A 13,817-nucleotide genomic window follows, 5' to 3' on the forward strand; every position below is an offset into this window, starting at 1 on the left:
AACCTGCGACACTAAAATATTAACGAGAAATACCATGCGAAATTCTTTTGGCTTTATGTTCTACCTCGCCGGCCTGAGCATGTTGGGTTATCTGGCGACCGATATGTATCTGCCCGCCTTCGGCGCCATGCGGGAGGAACTGCAAATTTCCGCCGGCGCGGTCAGCGCCAGCCTGAGCATCTTTCTGGCCGGCTTCGCCTTCGCGCAGTTGCTGTGGGGGCCGCTCTCCGACCGACTGGGCCGCAAACCGGTATTATTGATTGGCCTGTCGCTGTTCGCGCTCGGCTGCCTGGGCATGCTGTGGGTGGAAAATGCCGTGCAGCTCTGGATACTGCGCTTTATTCAGGCCGTCGGCGTCTGTTCCGCCGCCGCCATCTGGCAAGCGCTGGTGGTCGACCGCTATCGCGAAGGCCAGGCCAACCGCGTATTCGCCACCATCATGCCGCTGGTGGCGCTGTCGCCGGCGTTGGCGCCACTGCTTGGCGCCTGGCTGCTGAATCACGCCAGCTGGCGCGCGATCTTCGCCGTGCTGTTGGCCATCACCGCCCTGCTGCTGCTGCCGACGTTGCTGCTCAAAGATCGCGCCAAAACGCAACCCGTCGCCGATGCGCCAAAAAGCGGCGTCAGTTTTTGGCAATTATTGAAATCCCCGGTGTTCAGCGGCAACGTCGCTATGTACGCCGCCTGCTCGGCCGGCTTCTTTGCCTGGCTGACCGGCTCGCCGTTCATCCTCGGTGATATGGGCTACGGCCCGAGCAACATCGGTCTGAGCTATGTGCCGCAGACGCTGGCTTTCCTGTTGGGGGGCTATGGCTGCCGCGCCGCGCTCAAGCGCATCAATGGCAAAACCCTGCTGCCGTGGCTGCTGGTAGCTTACGCTGTCAGCATGGTGGCCCTGTATCTGGTGGCGACCCTGACCAATCCGACGCTCACCACGCTGCTGATCCCGTTCTGCGTCATGGCGCTGGTCAACGGCGCCGGCTACCCGATCATGGTGGCGAATGCGCTGATGCCGTTCCCGGAAAGCAGCGGCAAAGCCGCCGCGCTGCAAAATACGCTGCAATTGGGGCTGTGTTTTGTGGCAAGCATGCTGGTGTCGGCGTTTATTGCCCAGCCGCTGTTGGCAACGGTGACGGTGATGGTATCTACGGTAGTCCTGGCCGCGCTGGGTTATTTCCTGCAGCGGGGAAAAGCGGCCGATGCGCAGCAAAAGGCACAGCGGGAACATGCTAACTCAGCGTCATAATTACCAAGATTAATAATCACTTAAAGAATATGCGTGCCGAGTGCGATTTACAGTTGAGTCAACGCCTCGGCACGCCTATACTCAAAAACAACCTTGTAAAGTAACACCTTATAATCTCTATATCTCAATCAGCTATTGTGTACGCGCCTTGCGTCACACTCTTTTTTTAAAGAGGCGTTTATCCTGCGCCGTTTGCGTCGGGCCGTTTCTTTAAATTTCCTCTGTTCATAGTCGGATATCAGACGCCGCGGGCTTATTTCCCGTTGGTATACGTATGCACCCGCAGAAATTGTCTAAGCTGTTTCCTAACGGGTCATCAGTCAGAAGAAGGTGATGGAGAAGCTATGAGTTCATCGTGTATAGAAGATCTGAGCATCCAGGATAACCAGTGGTACCGTATCGCGCACGAAATGCTCGGTCTGGCCGGTATCGAAATCAACGGATCGCGCCCTTTCGATATTCAGGTTAAAAATCCCGAATTCTTTAAACGCGTTTTGCAGCAAGGGTCACTGGGCCTGGGCGAAAGCTATATGGACGGTTGGTGGGAGTGCGAGCGGCTGGATATGTTCTTTCAGCGCGTGGTCAGCGCCGGGCTGGAGAAGAAACTCCCCCACCACCTGAAAGATACCCTGCGTATCGCCGCCGCGCGCCTGACCAATCTGCAATCGAAAAAGCGCGCCTGGATCGTCGGCAAAGAGCATTACGATCTTGGCAACGATCTGTTTACCCTGATGCTCGATCCTTACATGCAATATTCCTGCGGCTACTGGAAAGACGCCACCACGCTGGAGGAAGCGCAGGAAGCCAAGCTGCGGATGATCTGCGAGAAACTGCAGCTGCAACCGGGCATGCGTTTGCTGGACATCGGCTGCGGCTGGGGCGGCCTTTCCGCCTATGCGGCGAAAAATTACGGCGTGTCGGTGGTCGGCGTGACCATCTCCGCCGAACAGCAGAAGCTGGCTCAGGCGCGCTGCGCCGGGCTGGATGTGCAGATCCTGTTGCAGGATTATCGCGATCTGCATCAGCAGTTCGATCGCATCGTGTCCGTTGGCATGTTCGAGCATGTCGGGCCGAAAAACTACCGCACCTATTTCGACGTGGTGGAGCGCAATCTGGCGCCGCACGGCCTGTTCCTGCTGCACACCATCGGCTCCAACAAGACCGACATGAACGTCGATCCCTGGATCAACAAATATATCTTCCCGAACGGCTGCCTGCCCTCCGTGAGACATATCGCCGAGGCCAGCGAAGGTCATTTCGTGATGGAAGACTGGCACAACATCGGCGCCGACTACGATCGCACGCTGATGGCCTGGTTCGAGCGCTTCAAACAGGCGTGGCCGCAGCTCGCCGAGCGCTATTCCGAGCGCTTCGAACGGATGTTCAGCTATTATCTGAACGCCTGCGCCGGCGCGTTCCGGGCGCGCGATCTGCAGCTATGGCAGGTGGTGTTCAGCCCGAAAGGCGTGGAAGGCGGCATCCGCGTCGCACGCTGAACGCTCCCCTAATAAAAAAGCCCCGGCAACCTCATCGCCGGGGCTTTTTTGCTCTTTCTAACCAGGCGGCTTAGCCGCAGTAAACGCGGATGATTTTATCGTCGCTGTCGCCAAGGAAGTTCAGGCGGCGCAGGTTGAAATCCATGGTGACGGCAGAGTTGTACGGAATCGCTCGCACCTTGGCGTCGATCCGCACGCCTTCCAACGAGGTCATCGGTTTGCCGACGAAGTTTTGATACTGCGATGCGCCACAGGTATCGTCCGCATCGGCCATTTGAGCGCCAGCGCCCTGCTCAGGCGAACTGCTGCAGGCGCTCAGCGCCAGCAACGCGGTTAACAACAACGTTTTCCCATAAAACTTCACGCGTTTCTCCTCTCTGCTTATGATTCGATGCCGGCGGTCACGCCAGAATCGCTGTCAGTCTTTGTGCGCCGGCGCCATCGCCGCGGCCAACGTCGCTTCCCGATTGGCCAGCACGCGCTCGACGGTGTCCACCACCGCCTGCGTTTGCGGATCGATCTCGATGTTCACCTTGTCGCCGAGGCGTTTCTTACCCAGCGTGGTGCGATCCAGCGTTTCCGGGATCAGGTGCACGCAGAAACGGTTATTCACCACTTCACCGATGGTCAGGCTAATGCCGTCGATGCCGATGAAACCTTTGTGCAGCACATATTTCATCAATTCCGCATTCGGCATGCGCAGCCATACCTGGCGGTTATTTTCCGAGGTATAAATTTTGGCCACTTCCGCCGTGCAGATAATATGGCCGGACATCAAATGACCGCCAATTTCATCATTGAATTTCGCCGCGCGCTCGATATTGACGATGTCGCCCAGCGCCAGATCGCCGAGGTTGGTCAGGCGCAGCGTTTCCTTGATCAAATCAAAGCTGACGCGGTTGCCTTCCACCGCGGTGACGGTCAGGCAGCAGCCGTTATGCGCCACCGACGCGCCCAGCTCCAGCCCCGGCAGCAGCTCGGCAGGCATTTCGATCACGTGGGTGCGGAAATTGGGTTTCTCATCAATGGCGACCAACGGCGCGGTGCCTTGTACGATACCGGTGAACATATGTGCCTCTTCTTGCTAAATAGGTTAAAACGCTACCGGCAGTTTGCCCCAGTTGGCGCTGAAAACCAAATCCGCGACGGCAAAAAACGAATGGCTGCGCATTTAATAACTCTTTATCTGCGGCGTTTGCTTAACGGCGCCGAGCAGGTACAATCTTTTTGACAAAATTCCGCTATTTTAATTGTTGTCCTCTCGCGGCAGCCCTCCCTCCCACATATATAAATAGAAAAGGTGTATGCGTGCAGAAGTACTTAATTGAAGCGCGTAGTTTATTGGCTCTCGCTATCCCAGTCATCATCGCGCAAATATCGCAAACCGCCATGGGCGTGGTGGATACCATCATGGCCGGCGCTTACAGCGCCACCGACATGGCGGCGGTGGCGGTCGGCACCTCGATCTGGTTGCCGGCCATTTTGTTCGGCCACGGCCTGCTGCTGGCGCTGACCCCGGTTATCGCCCAGCTCAACGGCGCCGGCCGTCGCGATCGCATCGCCCATCAGGTGCGTCAGGGCTTCTGGCTGGCCTTCGGCGTCTCTGTGCTGCTGATCGTCGTGCTGTATAACTGCAAGTTCGTCATCGACATGATGCACAACATCGATCCGCAGTTGGCGGATAAAGCCGTCGGCTATCTGCACGCCATCATGTGGGGGGCGCCGGGTTACCTGTTCTTCCAGGTGATGCGCAACCAGTGCGAGGGGCTGTCCAAAACCAAACCCGGCATGGTGATCGGCTTCCTCGGCCTGCTGGTGAATATCCCGATCAACTACATCTTTATCTACGGCAAGTTCGGCATGCCGGAGTTGGGCGGCGTCGGCTGCGGCGTCGCCACCGGCAGCGTCTACTGGATCATGTTCCTGATGATGCGCTGGTACGTGAAGCGCGCGCCGTCGCAGCGCGACATCAAACGCCAGGCCGGCGATCTCGGCGGCCCGGACTGGGCGGCGCTAAGGCGCCTGATCGGCATCGGCATGCCGGTGGCGCTGGCGCTGTTCTTCGAAGTCACCCTGTTCGCGGTGGTGGCGCTGCTGGTTTCACCGCTGGGGATCGTCGCGGTCGCCGGCCACCAGATCGCGCTTAACTTCAGCGCGCTGATGTTCGTGTTGCCGCTGTCGCTGGGCGTCGGCGCCACCATCCGCGTCGGTTATCGTCTGGGGGAAGGTTCGGTCGAAGGCGCGCGCGTCGCCGCTTACTCCGCCATCGGCGTCGGTATCACCATGGCCGTTTGCACCGCGCTGTTTACCGCCACTTTCCGCGAACCGATCGCCCTGCTGTACAACGACAGCCCGGCGGTGGTGGCGATGGCCTCGCAGTTGATGCTGCTGGCGGCGCTGTACCAGATCTCGGATTCGGTCCAGGTGATCGGCAGCGGCGTGCTGCGCGGTTATAAAGATACCCGCGCGATCTTCTTCATCACCTTTATCGCTTATTGGGTGTTGGGCCTGCCGAGCGGCTATCTGCTGGCGTTAACCGATGCGCTGGTGCCGGCGATGGGGCCAAGCGGTTTCTGGATCGGCTTTATCATCGGCCTGACCTTCGCCGCCATCATGATGGCGCTGCGCATGCGCTGGCTGCAGAAACAGCCGACCGCCGTCATTCTGCAGCGATCCACGCGCTGAACCCGCGCCCGGCCGGTTTCCTCCCCGGCCGGGTCGCGGTTTGCGGAAAAAAACGCCGGACTGCGCACAACCTCAGCAATCGCGTGAAATACCGAATAAAATTGCGCTTTTCCCCTTGCCAGCACGCAGGTAGCTCGTTAATATTCGTCCCCGCTGTCAGCCATGACAGACAGGAAAAGATGCGTCCGTAGCTCAGTTGGTTAGAGCACCACCTTGACATGGTGGGGGTCGGTGGTTCGAGTCCACTCGGACGCACCAAATTCCAGAAGCAGTACAGTGCGTCCGTAGCTCAGTTGGTTAGAGCACCACCTTGACATGGTGGGGGTCGGTGGTTCGAGTCCACTCGGACGCACCAAATTTCAGAAGCAGCGCAGTGCGTCCGTAGCTCAGTTGGTTAGAGCACCACCTTGACATGGTGGGGGTCGGTGGTTCGAGTCCACTCGGACGCACCATATTGCTGATTCATCTCTTCCCCTATCGCGTTATACTTCCCGTTGTTTCGTCTCTGTCCGACCGTTCGATTTTTCATGTCGATTGCGCCGAACTACCGCCATCAGCCATCAGGAACGCCACATGACCACCTTCACCGCCAAAACCGCCTTTTTACCGCTCGACAATGGCCTTGCCCGCCGTGAAGGCGTGATGAGCGACGGTTCGCCGGCGGCGGAAGTGCGTTTCGAGGCCGGCGCCTTCGGCCAACTGCAAAAGCCCGCGCACGCGCGGCAAACCCGGGTGATATCCGGCGAATTCGAGTTCACCCTCGGCGGCGACACCCGGATAGTACGTGCCGGCGGGAGCCTAACCCTGCCGGCCAACGTCGCTAGCGGCTGCTTCTGCCTGAGCGCTGGCGTGCTGCTGGAAATCCCGCAAACGCGCTAAGCCATATTTACAGCAAGGTTATTTGCGCAACAAGCGGTGCGCAACGCGTTGCATTTGCGCCACATTTGCCCCCGTTTTGACATATCCGCCACACCGCCGCGGTTTTTTATTTTGTTTCCCGCCGCTTAGCCTTTATAATGCGCAACGTCTATCAGTTGAATGGTTTCAGCCCTTGATCTGCGAAAACGCAATAACAACACGATGTGATCTCACCCCGTTGCGCAGCATCTCCGCGCCCCCGCGCGGGCTGAATTTTTCCGCCCCACTTCAACTGTCGTCACCTATCCTTAACTATGTTTTTCACCACCAGGCACGGCTCAAATTCCCTATCGGCGTAAACAACGCCGGTCAAATTCGTTTTTTTATCCATCACAACTTGTAGAAAACTCCGCCATGAAAAAGACCAAAATTGTTTGTACCATCGGTCCAAAAACCGAATCGGAAGAAATGCTGACCAACCTGCTCAATGCGGGCATGAACGTGATGCGTCTCAACTTCTCTCACGGCGACTATGAAGAGCACGGCAACCGCATCAAGAACATGCGCGCCGTGATGGCGAAAACCGGTATCAACGCCGGCATCCTGCTGGATACCAAAGGCCCGGAAATTCGCACCATGAAACTGGAAGGCGGTAAAGACGCCTCGCTGGTCGCCGGCCAAACCTTCACCTTCACCACCGACCAGAGCGTGATCGGCAACAGCGATCGCGTAGCGGTCACCTACGCCGGCTTCGCCGCCGACCTGAAGATCGGCAACACCGTGCTGGTTGACGACGGCCTGATCGGCATGGAAGTCACCAACGTGACCGAGAACGAAGTCATTTGCAAGGTGCTGAACAACGGCGACCTGGGCGAGAACAAGGGCGTCAACCTGCCGGGCGTGTCCATCCAGCTGCCTGCGCTGGCCGAAAAAGACAAACGCGACCTGATCTTCGGCTGCGAGCAAGGCGTCGACTTCGTGGCGGCATCCTTCATCCGCAAACGCTCCGATGTGCTGGAGATCCGCGAGCACCTGAAAGCCCACGGCGGCGAGCAGATCCAGATCATCTCCAAGATCGAAAACCAGGAAGGCCTGAACAACTTCGACGAAATCCTCGAAGCGTCCGATGGCATCATGGTTGCCCGTGGCGATCTGGGCGTCGAGATCCCGGTAGAAGAAGTGATCTTCGCCCAGAAGATGATGATCGAGAAATGCAACCGCGCGCGTAAAGTGGTCATCACCGCCACCCAGATGCTCGATTCCATGATCAAAAACCCGCGCCCTACCCGCGCGGAAGCCGGCGACGTCGCCAACGCCATCCTGGACGGCACCGATGCCGTCATGCTGTCCGGCGAGAGCGCCAAGGGCAAATACCCGCTGGAAGCGGTCAACATCATGGCGACCATCTGCGAGCGCACCGATCGCGTGATGCCTAGCCGCATCGACTCCCTGAACGATCGCCGCAAGCTGCGCATCACCGAAGCGGTGTGCCGCGGCGCGGTTGAAACCGCCGAGAAACTGGACGCGCCGCTGATCGTGGTCGCCACCAGCGGCGGCAAATCGGCGAAATCCGTGCGTAAATACTTCCCGAACGCGGTGATCCTGGCGCTGACCACCAATGAAACTACCGCGCATCAGCTGGTGCTGAGCAAAGGCGTCATTCCGCAGATGGTCAAGGAAATCGCCTCTACCGACGACTTCTACCGCATCGGTAAAGAAGCCGCCCTAGCCAGCGGCCTGGCGCAGAAAGGCGACGTCGTGGTGATGGTTTCCGGCGCGCTGGTGCCAAGCGGCACCACCAACACGGCCTCGGTACACGTGCTGTAATATAAAACGTGACATAATTGTCTTGATCAAAACGCCGCTTTGCGGCGTTTTTTTTATCAGCAGTAAACTATTTTTCTCAAAACGCAACCGCGATCCGCTCATTATTTAGCTAATAAAGAATCGGAGTAGTCCCATGGAAGCCGGCTGTTTTCCCTCGTTTTTTTAACTAATTTGTAAAACCAGATGCAAGTTTGAGCGAACGATCAAAATAAAGCACCTCAACACTAAAAAATTATTCTCTTTCGAAAAAAGTTTGTGTAATACTTGTAACGCTACATGGAGATTAACTCAATCTAGAGGGTGTTATAATGAATCGTACTAAACTGGTACTGGGCGCGGTAATCCTGGGTTCCACTCTGCTGGCTGGCTGCTCTAGCAACGCTAAAATCGATCAACTGTCTTCTGACGTTCAGACTCTGAACGCTAAAGTTGATCAGCTGAGCAACGACGTGAACGCAATGCGTTCTGACGTTCAAGCTGCTAAAGACGACGCAGCACGCGCTAACCAGCGTCTGGACAACCAAGCTCACGCTTACAAAAAGTAAGATAGCTTTGGTTATTGAAAACGGCGCACATTGTGCGCCGTTTTTTTTTGTCTGTCCGTCAGCACTGGATGTTGCCTGCACGGCAGGCAAAAAAAGAGGTTCAGCACGCTGAACCCCTCTTCGACCGCTCAATCCTGCAAACTTAGTTCACCGAACTGATTGGCGCTGCCTTGAATGGGCTCTTATTCGCCGCAGGAGCCGCTGCAGGCGTCAAACTCACCGCCGACGGGCTATCCCCTACGTTGACCAGCACCGGCATGCCAGAACGGCGTACAACCGCGCTATCGAATACGGCGCGATCGGTTTGCCCATCGGCCGCAAAGGCTTTCTCCGCTTTAGACAACGCGATCGGCATGGTCTGCGGATCATCACTTTCTACCCGCGACAGCGGCTGGTGCACTTCCACATAGCGTTTGCCGTCCGGCTCGACGGAAATCTTCACCGGATCGTTGATCACTTGCACCCGCGTGCCGCGCGGCACCATGTTGAACAGCGCCTCGATGTCCGTCGGACGCAGACGAATGCAGCCGGAGCTGACGCGCATGCCGATACCGAAGTTGGCGTTGGTGCCGTGGATCAGGTATTCACCGCGCCCCATCGCCAGACGCAGGGCGAACAGCCCCATCGGGTTTTCAGGGCCGGCCGGCACCACCGCAGGCAACGTCACGCCCTGGGATTGATAGCGCTTGCGGATGTTGGCGGTGGGCGTCCAGGTCGGATTAGGGATCTTCTGGCTGATGGAGGTCACCTCCAGCGGCGTGTGCATCCCGGTCTGGCCGATGCCGATCGGATAGACGATCACTTTGTTCTCGCCTTTCGGGTAGTAATAAAGGCGCAGCTCGGCCAGGTTGACGATGATCCCTTCACGCTTGGTGTCAGGCAGCAGCATTTGGGTCGGAATGGTCAGCACCGTACCCGGCTTGGGCAGGAACGGGTCAGTGCCAGGGTTGGCTTCCAGCATGCCCAGCAGACCGATCTTGTAGTCAGCGGCGATGGCTTCCAGCGGGCGGCCGTCGTTTGGCACGGTATAAGTGGTGTTTTCGCCGATCAGACGGCTGTCCGGCGGCGGCAGCGGGTACTCGGTCGCACTGGCGGCCTGCGTGCCGGCCAATACGGTGGCGAAGACCATGCCCATTAAACTCAACGCACGTTTCATTATCATCCCTATATTTTTTATGACGGTTCGCCCACAAGGCTAACGAGCGCCTGGTGGTGGGTAAATCAGACAATACCTGATTAATACTAGCAACGCTGGTATCAAAGGCAATAAGTCCTCTAAAAATCAACACGTTATAACGTAATCGCCGTCATTGATTGTCAACGAAACGTCAACAGATAAGCTGCTGAAATATCACTGAATTGGGCGCGTTGTTCGGGGGAAAACCGTGAATTGTAAAGACTCATTGACAAAGCGAAGATATCAATGAGTCTTGAGGATGAGGGCGTTATAGGTCAGGCCAGCTGCGCCGCTTTACTGCGAATGGCGCGGATCATCGCCTCCAGCCCCTGTGAGCGCGAAGGCGTCAGATGTTGGCTGAGCGCCAGCTCGGTGAAAAACGGCCGCACATCGAGATCGACGATCTGCTGCGGCGTCAATTGACGATAAAGAATGAACACCACCGCCAGCAGCCCTTTGACGATCGCCGCGTCGCTGTCGCCGTGAAACTCGACCTGCCCCTGCTCATCGCGGCGCATCACGATCCACACCTGGCTCTGACAGCCGGAGATCAGGTTGCCGGCCTGCCGCTCGGCCTCGTCCAGCGGCGGCAATTTGGCGCCGAGTTCAATCACGTACAGGTATTTCTCCTCCCAGTTCAGACAGCGGGAGAAATTACGCACCAATTTATCTTTGTCCGGCAAATTCGCCATGGGGATCCTTTTGTACGCCGGGGACGCGCCCCGGCCTAACCTAATAGCTGATGAATGCGTTGCAGCCCGGCCACCAGCCGGTCCACCTCTTCGCGGGTATTATATAACGCCAGCGAAGCACGGCACATGCTCGGCACCTGATAAAACGCCATCAGCGGCATCGCGCAGTGATGGCCGGTGCGAATGGCGATACCGTACTGATCGAGGAAGCTGCCGACGTCATAGGCGTGGTGCTCTCCCAGATTGAAGGCGATCACCCCGGCGCGATGCGCCGGACCATAGATTTTCAGCGTCGGCACCTGCTTGAGCGCCTCGAGCGCGTAATGCATCAGCGACTGTTCATAATCGTGGATCGCATTCAGGCTCAAAGCTTCGACGTAATCAAACGCCGCGCCCAGCCCCATGATGCCGGCGGTGTTCGGCGAACCGGCCTCGAAGCGCCACGGCGGATCGGCGAAGGTGGTGCCCGCCGTCAGGCTGACCTGCCGGATCATCGAGCCGCCCCCTTCCCACGGCGGCATCTGCTGCAACAACGCCTGGCGGCCATACAGCATACCGATGCCGGAAGGGCCATACAGCTTATGGCCGGAAAACACGTAGAAATCGCAGTCCAGCGCCTGGACATCGACGCGCTGGTGCATCACCGCCTGCGCGCCGTCCACCAGCACCGTCAGATCCGGCGCCAGGGTTCTGGCGCGGGCGATGATGTCGCGCACCGGGTTGACGGTGCCCAGCACGTTGGAGACCTCGGTCAGCGCCAGCAGTTTGCAGGACGCGTCGACCAGTTCCGGCAACCGCGCCAGATCCAGCGTGCCGTCCGGCTGCAGCGGCCACACCCGCAGCTGCAACCCACGCTCTTGCGCCAGCATCTGCCACGGCACGATGTTGGCGTGGTGCTCCATCTCGGTGATGAGAATCGCATCGCCCGGCTGCAGCAGGTGGCGGCCAAAGCTGTTGGCCACCAGGTTGATGCCTTCGGTGGTGCCCTTGACGAACACCATCTCTTCCGCCGAGGCGGCATTGATAAAGCGCGCCGCCTGTTCCCGCACCGCTTCCATCTGCTGAGTCGCCTCGGCGCTCAGGGTGTGGATACCGCGATGCACCGCCGCATAACCGTGGCGGTAGAACCCCAGCTCACGGTCGATCACCGCCTGCGGTTTCTGCGCGCTGGCGGCGCTGTCGAGATAGGCCAGCGGTTGGCCGTTCACCTCACGCGCCAACAGCGGGAAATCGCCGCGTACGCGTTCAATCGGATAACTCATGCAGCCTCCCCCGGCAGGCGCTGGGCGATGCGAGCCAGCACCCGTTCCCGGATGGTGTCGTTGGCGATGCCTTCGGTCAGCTCGGCGGCGAAGGCGAAGATGATCATCTGCTGCGCCGCGTGCTTGTCGATGCCACGCGACTGCAGATAGAACAGCTGCTCTTCATCGATGCGCCCCACGGTGGCGCCGTGGCTGCACTTGACGTCGTCTGCGTAGATCTCCAGCTGCGGCTTGGTATCCACTTCTGCCACCTTGCCCAACAGCAGGTTATGGTTGGTCATCTGGCCGTCGGTTTTGATCGCGTGCTTGGCCACTTTGATCATGCCGTTGAACACCGCCTTGCCGCGATCGCTGACCACGGTTTTATGCAGCTGCCGGCTTTCGCAATAGCCCTTGTTGTGCTCCAGATAGGTGCGGGTGTCGCAAATCTCTTTGCCCACCGGCAGCACCAGGCTGTTGATCACCAGATTCGCGCCTTCGCCGTTCAACTGCGCGCTGGTGTTGTGCCGCGTCAGGCCGGCGCCCAGCAGGAAGCTGTCGCTTTTCACCCGCGCGTCGCGGCCGATAACCAGATCGTTGTGGGCAAAGTGGTAGCTTGGCTGGCTCTCAAACGCCAGCTTGCAGTGCAACAGCCCGGCGTTGTCCGCCACATTGGCGGTCAGGCGCGCGCCGGTGAAGTGTGCGGCCTCGCCCAGGCTGACGTAGTGTTCGATCACTTCCGCCTCAGCCCCGCGCCCGATCTCCAGATGATGGCGGTGATGCACGGTGTTCACTTCCCCGGCTGCGCCGCGTCCGCTGCTGATGTGCAGCAGATACAGCGGGCGTGCAGGGATCTTGCCGGCCGGCAAGCGAATCAGGCTGGTTTCCTGCGCCAGGCTTTCGGTCAGGTGCAGAAAAATCTCTGGCTGGATCGGCTCCGGCAACGCCTGAGGCGTGCCATAAGCGGTCAACTCGAACTGGTAATCGCCCAAGTCGCCATCGCTCAGCGCGGCGCTGTAGCGGCCGTCGATAAACACCAGCCGACAGGCATCGATGCCGAGCGCCAGCACATCGAGCTGCTCTGCGCTCACCGGGGCGGGCTGCGGTTCGAGGAATTGCTGCTCCAGCAGGCTCTCCAGCGGCGTGTATTTCCAGTTTTCATGCTTGCGCGTCGGCCAGCCGAGGCGCAGCGCCTGCTGCCAGTGCGCCAGCGCATGCGGCGAACGCTCGCCGCCGCGGCCTTCGAACAGGCGATACAGCTGCTGCAGCGCGTTTGAATTACTGTTGGTCGGTAAGCCAGCCATAGCCCTGCTCCTCCAACTGTTTCACCAGCGAGAAATCACCGGATTTGACGATGCGCCCCTGCGACAGTACGTGTACGTAATCCGGCTGGATATAGTCCAGAATGCGCTGGTAGTGGGTGACGATGATAAAGGCGCGCTTGCCGTCCCGCAGCGAGTTGACGCCGTTGGCGACGATCTTGAGCGCATCGATGTCCAGGCCGGAGTCGGTTTCATCGAGAATGCACAGATCCGGTTCCAGCGCCGCCATCTGCAGAATGTCGTTGCGTTTTTTCTCGCCGCCGGAGAAGCCGACGTTGACCGAACGGGTCAACAGATCGGCCGGCATGTCCAGCAGCGCGATTTTCTCTTCGATGAAATCGGCGAAGTCAAAGCGATCCAGTGGCTCCTGTTCGCGGTATTTGCGCACCGCGTTGACCGATGTCTGCAGGAAGAAGTGGTTGCTGACGCCGGGGATCTCCACCGGGTACTGGAAGGCCAGAAACACGCCCTCGCCCGCGCGATCTTCCGGATCCAGCTCCAGCAGATCCTTGCCTTTGAAGGTGACTTCCCCTTCGGTCACTTCATATTCTTCACGCCCGGCCAACGTGGCGGACAGCGTGCTCTTGCCCGAGCCGTTCGGCCCCATGATGGCGTGCACTTCGCCCGGTTTGATCTCCAGATCCAATCCCTTGAGGATCTCGTTGCCTTCCACGCTGACTTTCAAATTCTTGATGCTTAACATGCTGTGTCCTCAGATAGCGCCGACG

General features: G+C 58.6%; 13 protein-coding genes and 3 tRNA genes. 9 read left to right on the plus strand and 7 right to left on the minus strand.

Going from position 1 to position 13,817, the window contains the following annotated elements:
* Positions 1-34 precede the first annotated feature (34 nt).
* Positions 35-1,246, plus strand: coding sequence for a purine nucleoside transporter PunC (gene punC / locus ACMGGK_RS12460; RefSeq protein WP_420276934.1), 1,212 nt, complete (start codon positions 35-37; stop codon positions 1,244-1,246).
* 344 nt (positions 1,247-1,590) lie between these two features.
* On the plus strand, positions 1,591-2,742 hold the full coding sequence (cfa, locus tag ACMGGK_RS12465) for a cyclopropane fatty acyl phospholipid synthase (protein ID WP_004931341.1): 1,152 nt from the start codon (positions 1,591-1,593) through the stop codon (positions 2,740-2,742).
* Between the two features lie 70 nt (positions 2,743-2,812).
* Here the strand turns inward: cfa and ACMGGK_RS12470 are convergent, their stop codons facing one another.
* Both ACMGGK_RS12470 and ACMGGK_RS12475 read right to left on the minus strand, forming a co-directional pair.
* The gene (locus ACMGGK_RS12470) at positions 2,813-3,106 is read right to left on the minus strand and encodes an I78 family peptidase inhibitor (RefSeq protein ID WP_016927929.1); all 294 of its coding nucleotides are present in this window, start codon (positions 3,104-3,106) and stop codon (positions 2,813-2,815) included.
* A gap of 54 nt (positions 3,107-3,160) precedes the next feature.
* Positions 3,161-3,811 carry a riboflavin synthase gene (locus ACMGGK_RS12475; RefSeq protein ID WP_016927930.1) on the minus strand — a complete coding sequence of 217 codons (651 nt, stop codon included), beginning with the start codon at positions 3,809-3,811 and terminating at the stop codon, positions 3,161-3,163.
* A 239-nt stretch (positions 3,812-4,050) separates the two neighbouring features.
* On the opposite strand from ACMGGK_RS12475, the gene ACMGGK_RS12480 reads away from it, so the two are divergent.
* The 7 genes from ACMGGK_RS12480 to ACMGGK_RS12510 all read left to right on the plus strand — a co-directional run bounded on the left by ACMGGK_RS12480 (position 4,051) and on the right by ACMGGK_RS12510 (position 8,657).
* Complete coding sequence (locus ACMGGK_RS12480) at positions 4,051-5,427, plus strand: MATE family efflux transporter (protein ID WP_004931349.1); 1,377 nt, start codon at positions 4,051-4,053, stop codon at positions 5,425-5,427.
* 181 nt (positions 5,428-5,608) lie between these two features.
* Positions 5,609-5,685, plus strand: a tRNA-Val gene (locus tag ACMGGK_RS12485).
* 20 nt (positions 5,686-5,705) lie between these two features.
* A tRNA-Val gene (locus tag ACMGGK_RS12490) sits at positions 5,706-5,782 on the plus strand.
* Positions 5,783-5,802: 20 nt separating this feature from the next.
* Positions 5,803-5,879: transfer RNA gene (locus ACMGGK_RS12495), tRNA-Val, on the plus strand.
* A 121-nt stretch (positions 5,880-6,000) separates the two neighbouring features.
* Positions 6,001-6,306 (plus strand): cupin, encoded by a 306-nt coding sequence (locus tag ACMGGK_RS12500; RefSeq protein WP_164052867.1) that lies wholly within the window; start codon positions 6,001-6,003, stop codon positions 6,304-6,306.
* 393 nt (positions 6,307-6,699) lie between these two features.
* Positions 6,700-8,112 carry a pyruvate kinase PykF gene (pykF, locus tag ACMGGK_RS12505; protein WP_016927933.1) on the plus strand — a complete coding sequence of 471 codons (1,413 nt, stop codon included), beginning with the start codon at positions 6,700-6,702 and terminating at the stop codon, positions 8,110-8,112.
* A gap of 308 nt (positions 8,113-8,420) precedes the next feature.
* Complete coding sequence (locus ACMGGK_RS12510; protein ID WP_004931354.1) at positions 8,421-8,657, plus strand: major outer membrane lipoprotein; 237 nt, start codon at positions 8,421-8,423, stop codon at positions 8,655-8,657.
* A 142-nt stretch (positions 8,658-8,799) separates the two neighbouring features.
* Here the strand turns inward: ACMGGK_RS12510 and ACMGGK_RS12515 are convergent, their stop codons facing one another.
* From ACMGGK_RS12515 to sufC, 5 genes are all read right to left on the minus strand, one after another.
* A complete protein-coding gene (locus ACMGGK_RS12515) occupies positions 8,800-9,813 on the minus strand; it encodes a L,D-transpeptidase family protein (protein ID WP_261280474.1) in 1,014 nt (337 codons plus the stop codon).
* A 296-nt stretch (positions 9,814-10,109) separates the two neighbouring features.
* Positions 10,110-10,526 carry a cysteine desulfuration protein SufE gene (sufE, locus tag ACMGGK_RS12520; protein ID WP_004931358.1) on the minus strand — a complete coding sequence of 139 codons (417 nt, stop codon included), beginning with the start codon at positions 10,524-10,526 and terminating at the stop codon, positions 10,110-10,112.
* A gap of 35 nt (positions 10,527-10,561) precedes the next feature.
* A complete protein-coding gene (sufS, locus tag ACMGGK_RS12525; protein WP_049300242.1) occupies positions 10,562-11,788 on the minus strand; it encodes a cysteine desulfurase SufS in 1,227 nt (408 codons plus the stop codon).
* Positions 11,785-13,071 (minus strand): Fe-S cluster assembly protein SufD, encoded by a 1,287-nt coding sequence (gene sufD / locus ACMGGK_RS12530; protein WP_049300241.1) that lies wholly within the window; start codon positions 13,069-13,071, stop codon positions 11,785-11,787. The genes sufS and sufD overlap by 4 nt, the downstream gene beginning before the upstream one ends.
* Positions 13,046-13,792 (minus strand): Fe-S cluster assembly ATPase SufC, encoded by a 747-nt coding sequence (gene sufC / locus ACMGGK_RS12535; RefSeq protein ID WP_016927936.1) that lies wholly within the window; start codon positions 13,790-13,792, stop codon positions 13,046-13,048. The genes sufD and sufC overlap by 26 nt, the downstream gene beginning before the upstream one ends.
* Positions 13,793-13,817 lie beyond the last annotated feature (25 nt).

Source organism: Serratia sp. BNK-33-b, assembly GCF_048684565.1.
Lineage (GTDB): Bacteria > Pseudomonadota > Gammaproteobacteria > Enterobacterales > Enterobacteriaceae > Serratia > Serratia marcescens.

Bases quoted from the DNA above. Each gene is read 5' to 3' on its own strand.
- punC (WP_420276934.1), top strand. From the start codon at position 35: ATGCGAAATTCTTTTGGCTTTATGTTCTACCTCGCCGGCCTGAGCATG.
- cfa (WP_004931341.1), top strand. From the start codon at position 1,591: ATGAGTTCATCGTGTATAGAAGATCTGAGCATCCAGGATAACCAGTGG.
- ACMGGK_RS12475 (WP_016927930.1), bottom strand. From the start codon at position 3,811: ATGTTCACCGGTATCGTACAAGGCACCGCGCCGTTGGTCGCCATTGAT.
- ACMGGK_RS12500 (WP_164052867.1), top strand. From the start codon at position 6,001: ATGACCACCTTCACCGCCAAAACCGCCTTTTTACCGCTCGACAATGGC.
- pykF (WP_016927933.1), top strand. From the start codon at position 6,700: ATGAAAAAGACCAAAATTGTTTGTACCATCGGTCCAAAAACCGAATCG.
- ACMGGK_RS12510 (WP_004931354.1), top strand. From the start codon at position 8,421: ATGAATCGTACTAAACTGGTACTGGGCGCGGTAATCCTGGGTTCCACT.
- ACMGGK_RS12515 (WP_261280474.1), bottom strand. From the start codon at position 9,813: ATGAAACGTGCGTTGAGTTTAATGGGCATGGTCTTCGCCACCGTATTG.
- sufE (WP_004931358.1), bottom strand. From the start codon at position 10,526: ATGGCGAATTTGCCGGACAAAGATAAATTGGTGCGTAATTTCTCCCGC.
- sufS (WP_049300242.1), bottom strand. From the start codon at position 11,788: ATGAGTTATCCGATTGAACGCGTACGCGGCGATTTCCCGCTGTTGGCG.
- sufD (WP_049300241.1), bottom strand. From the start codon at position 13,071: ATGGCTGGCTTACCGACCAACAGTAATTCAAACGCGCTGCAGCAGCTG.
- sufC (WP_016927936.1), bottom strand. From the start codon at position 13,792: ATGTTAAGCATCAAGAATTTGAAAGTCAGCGTGGAAGGCAACGAGATC.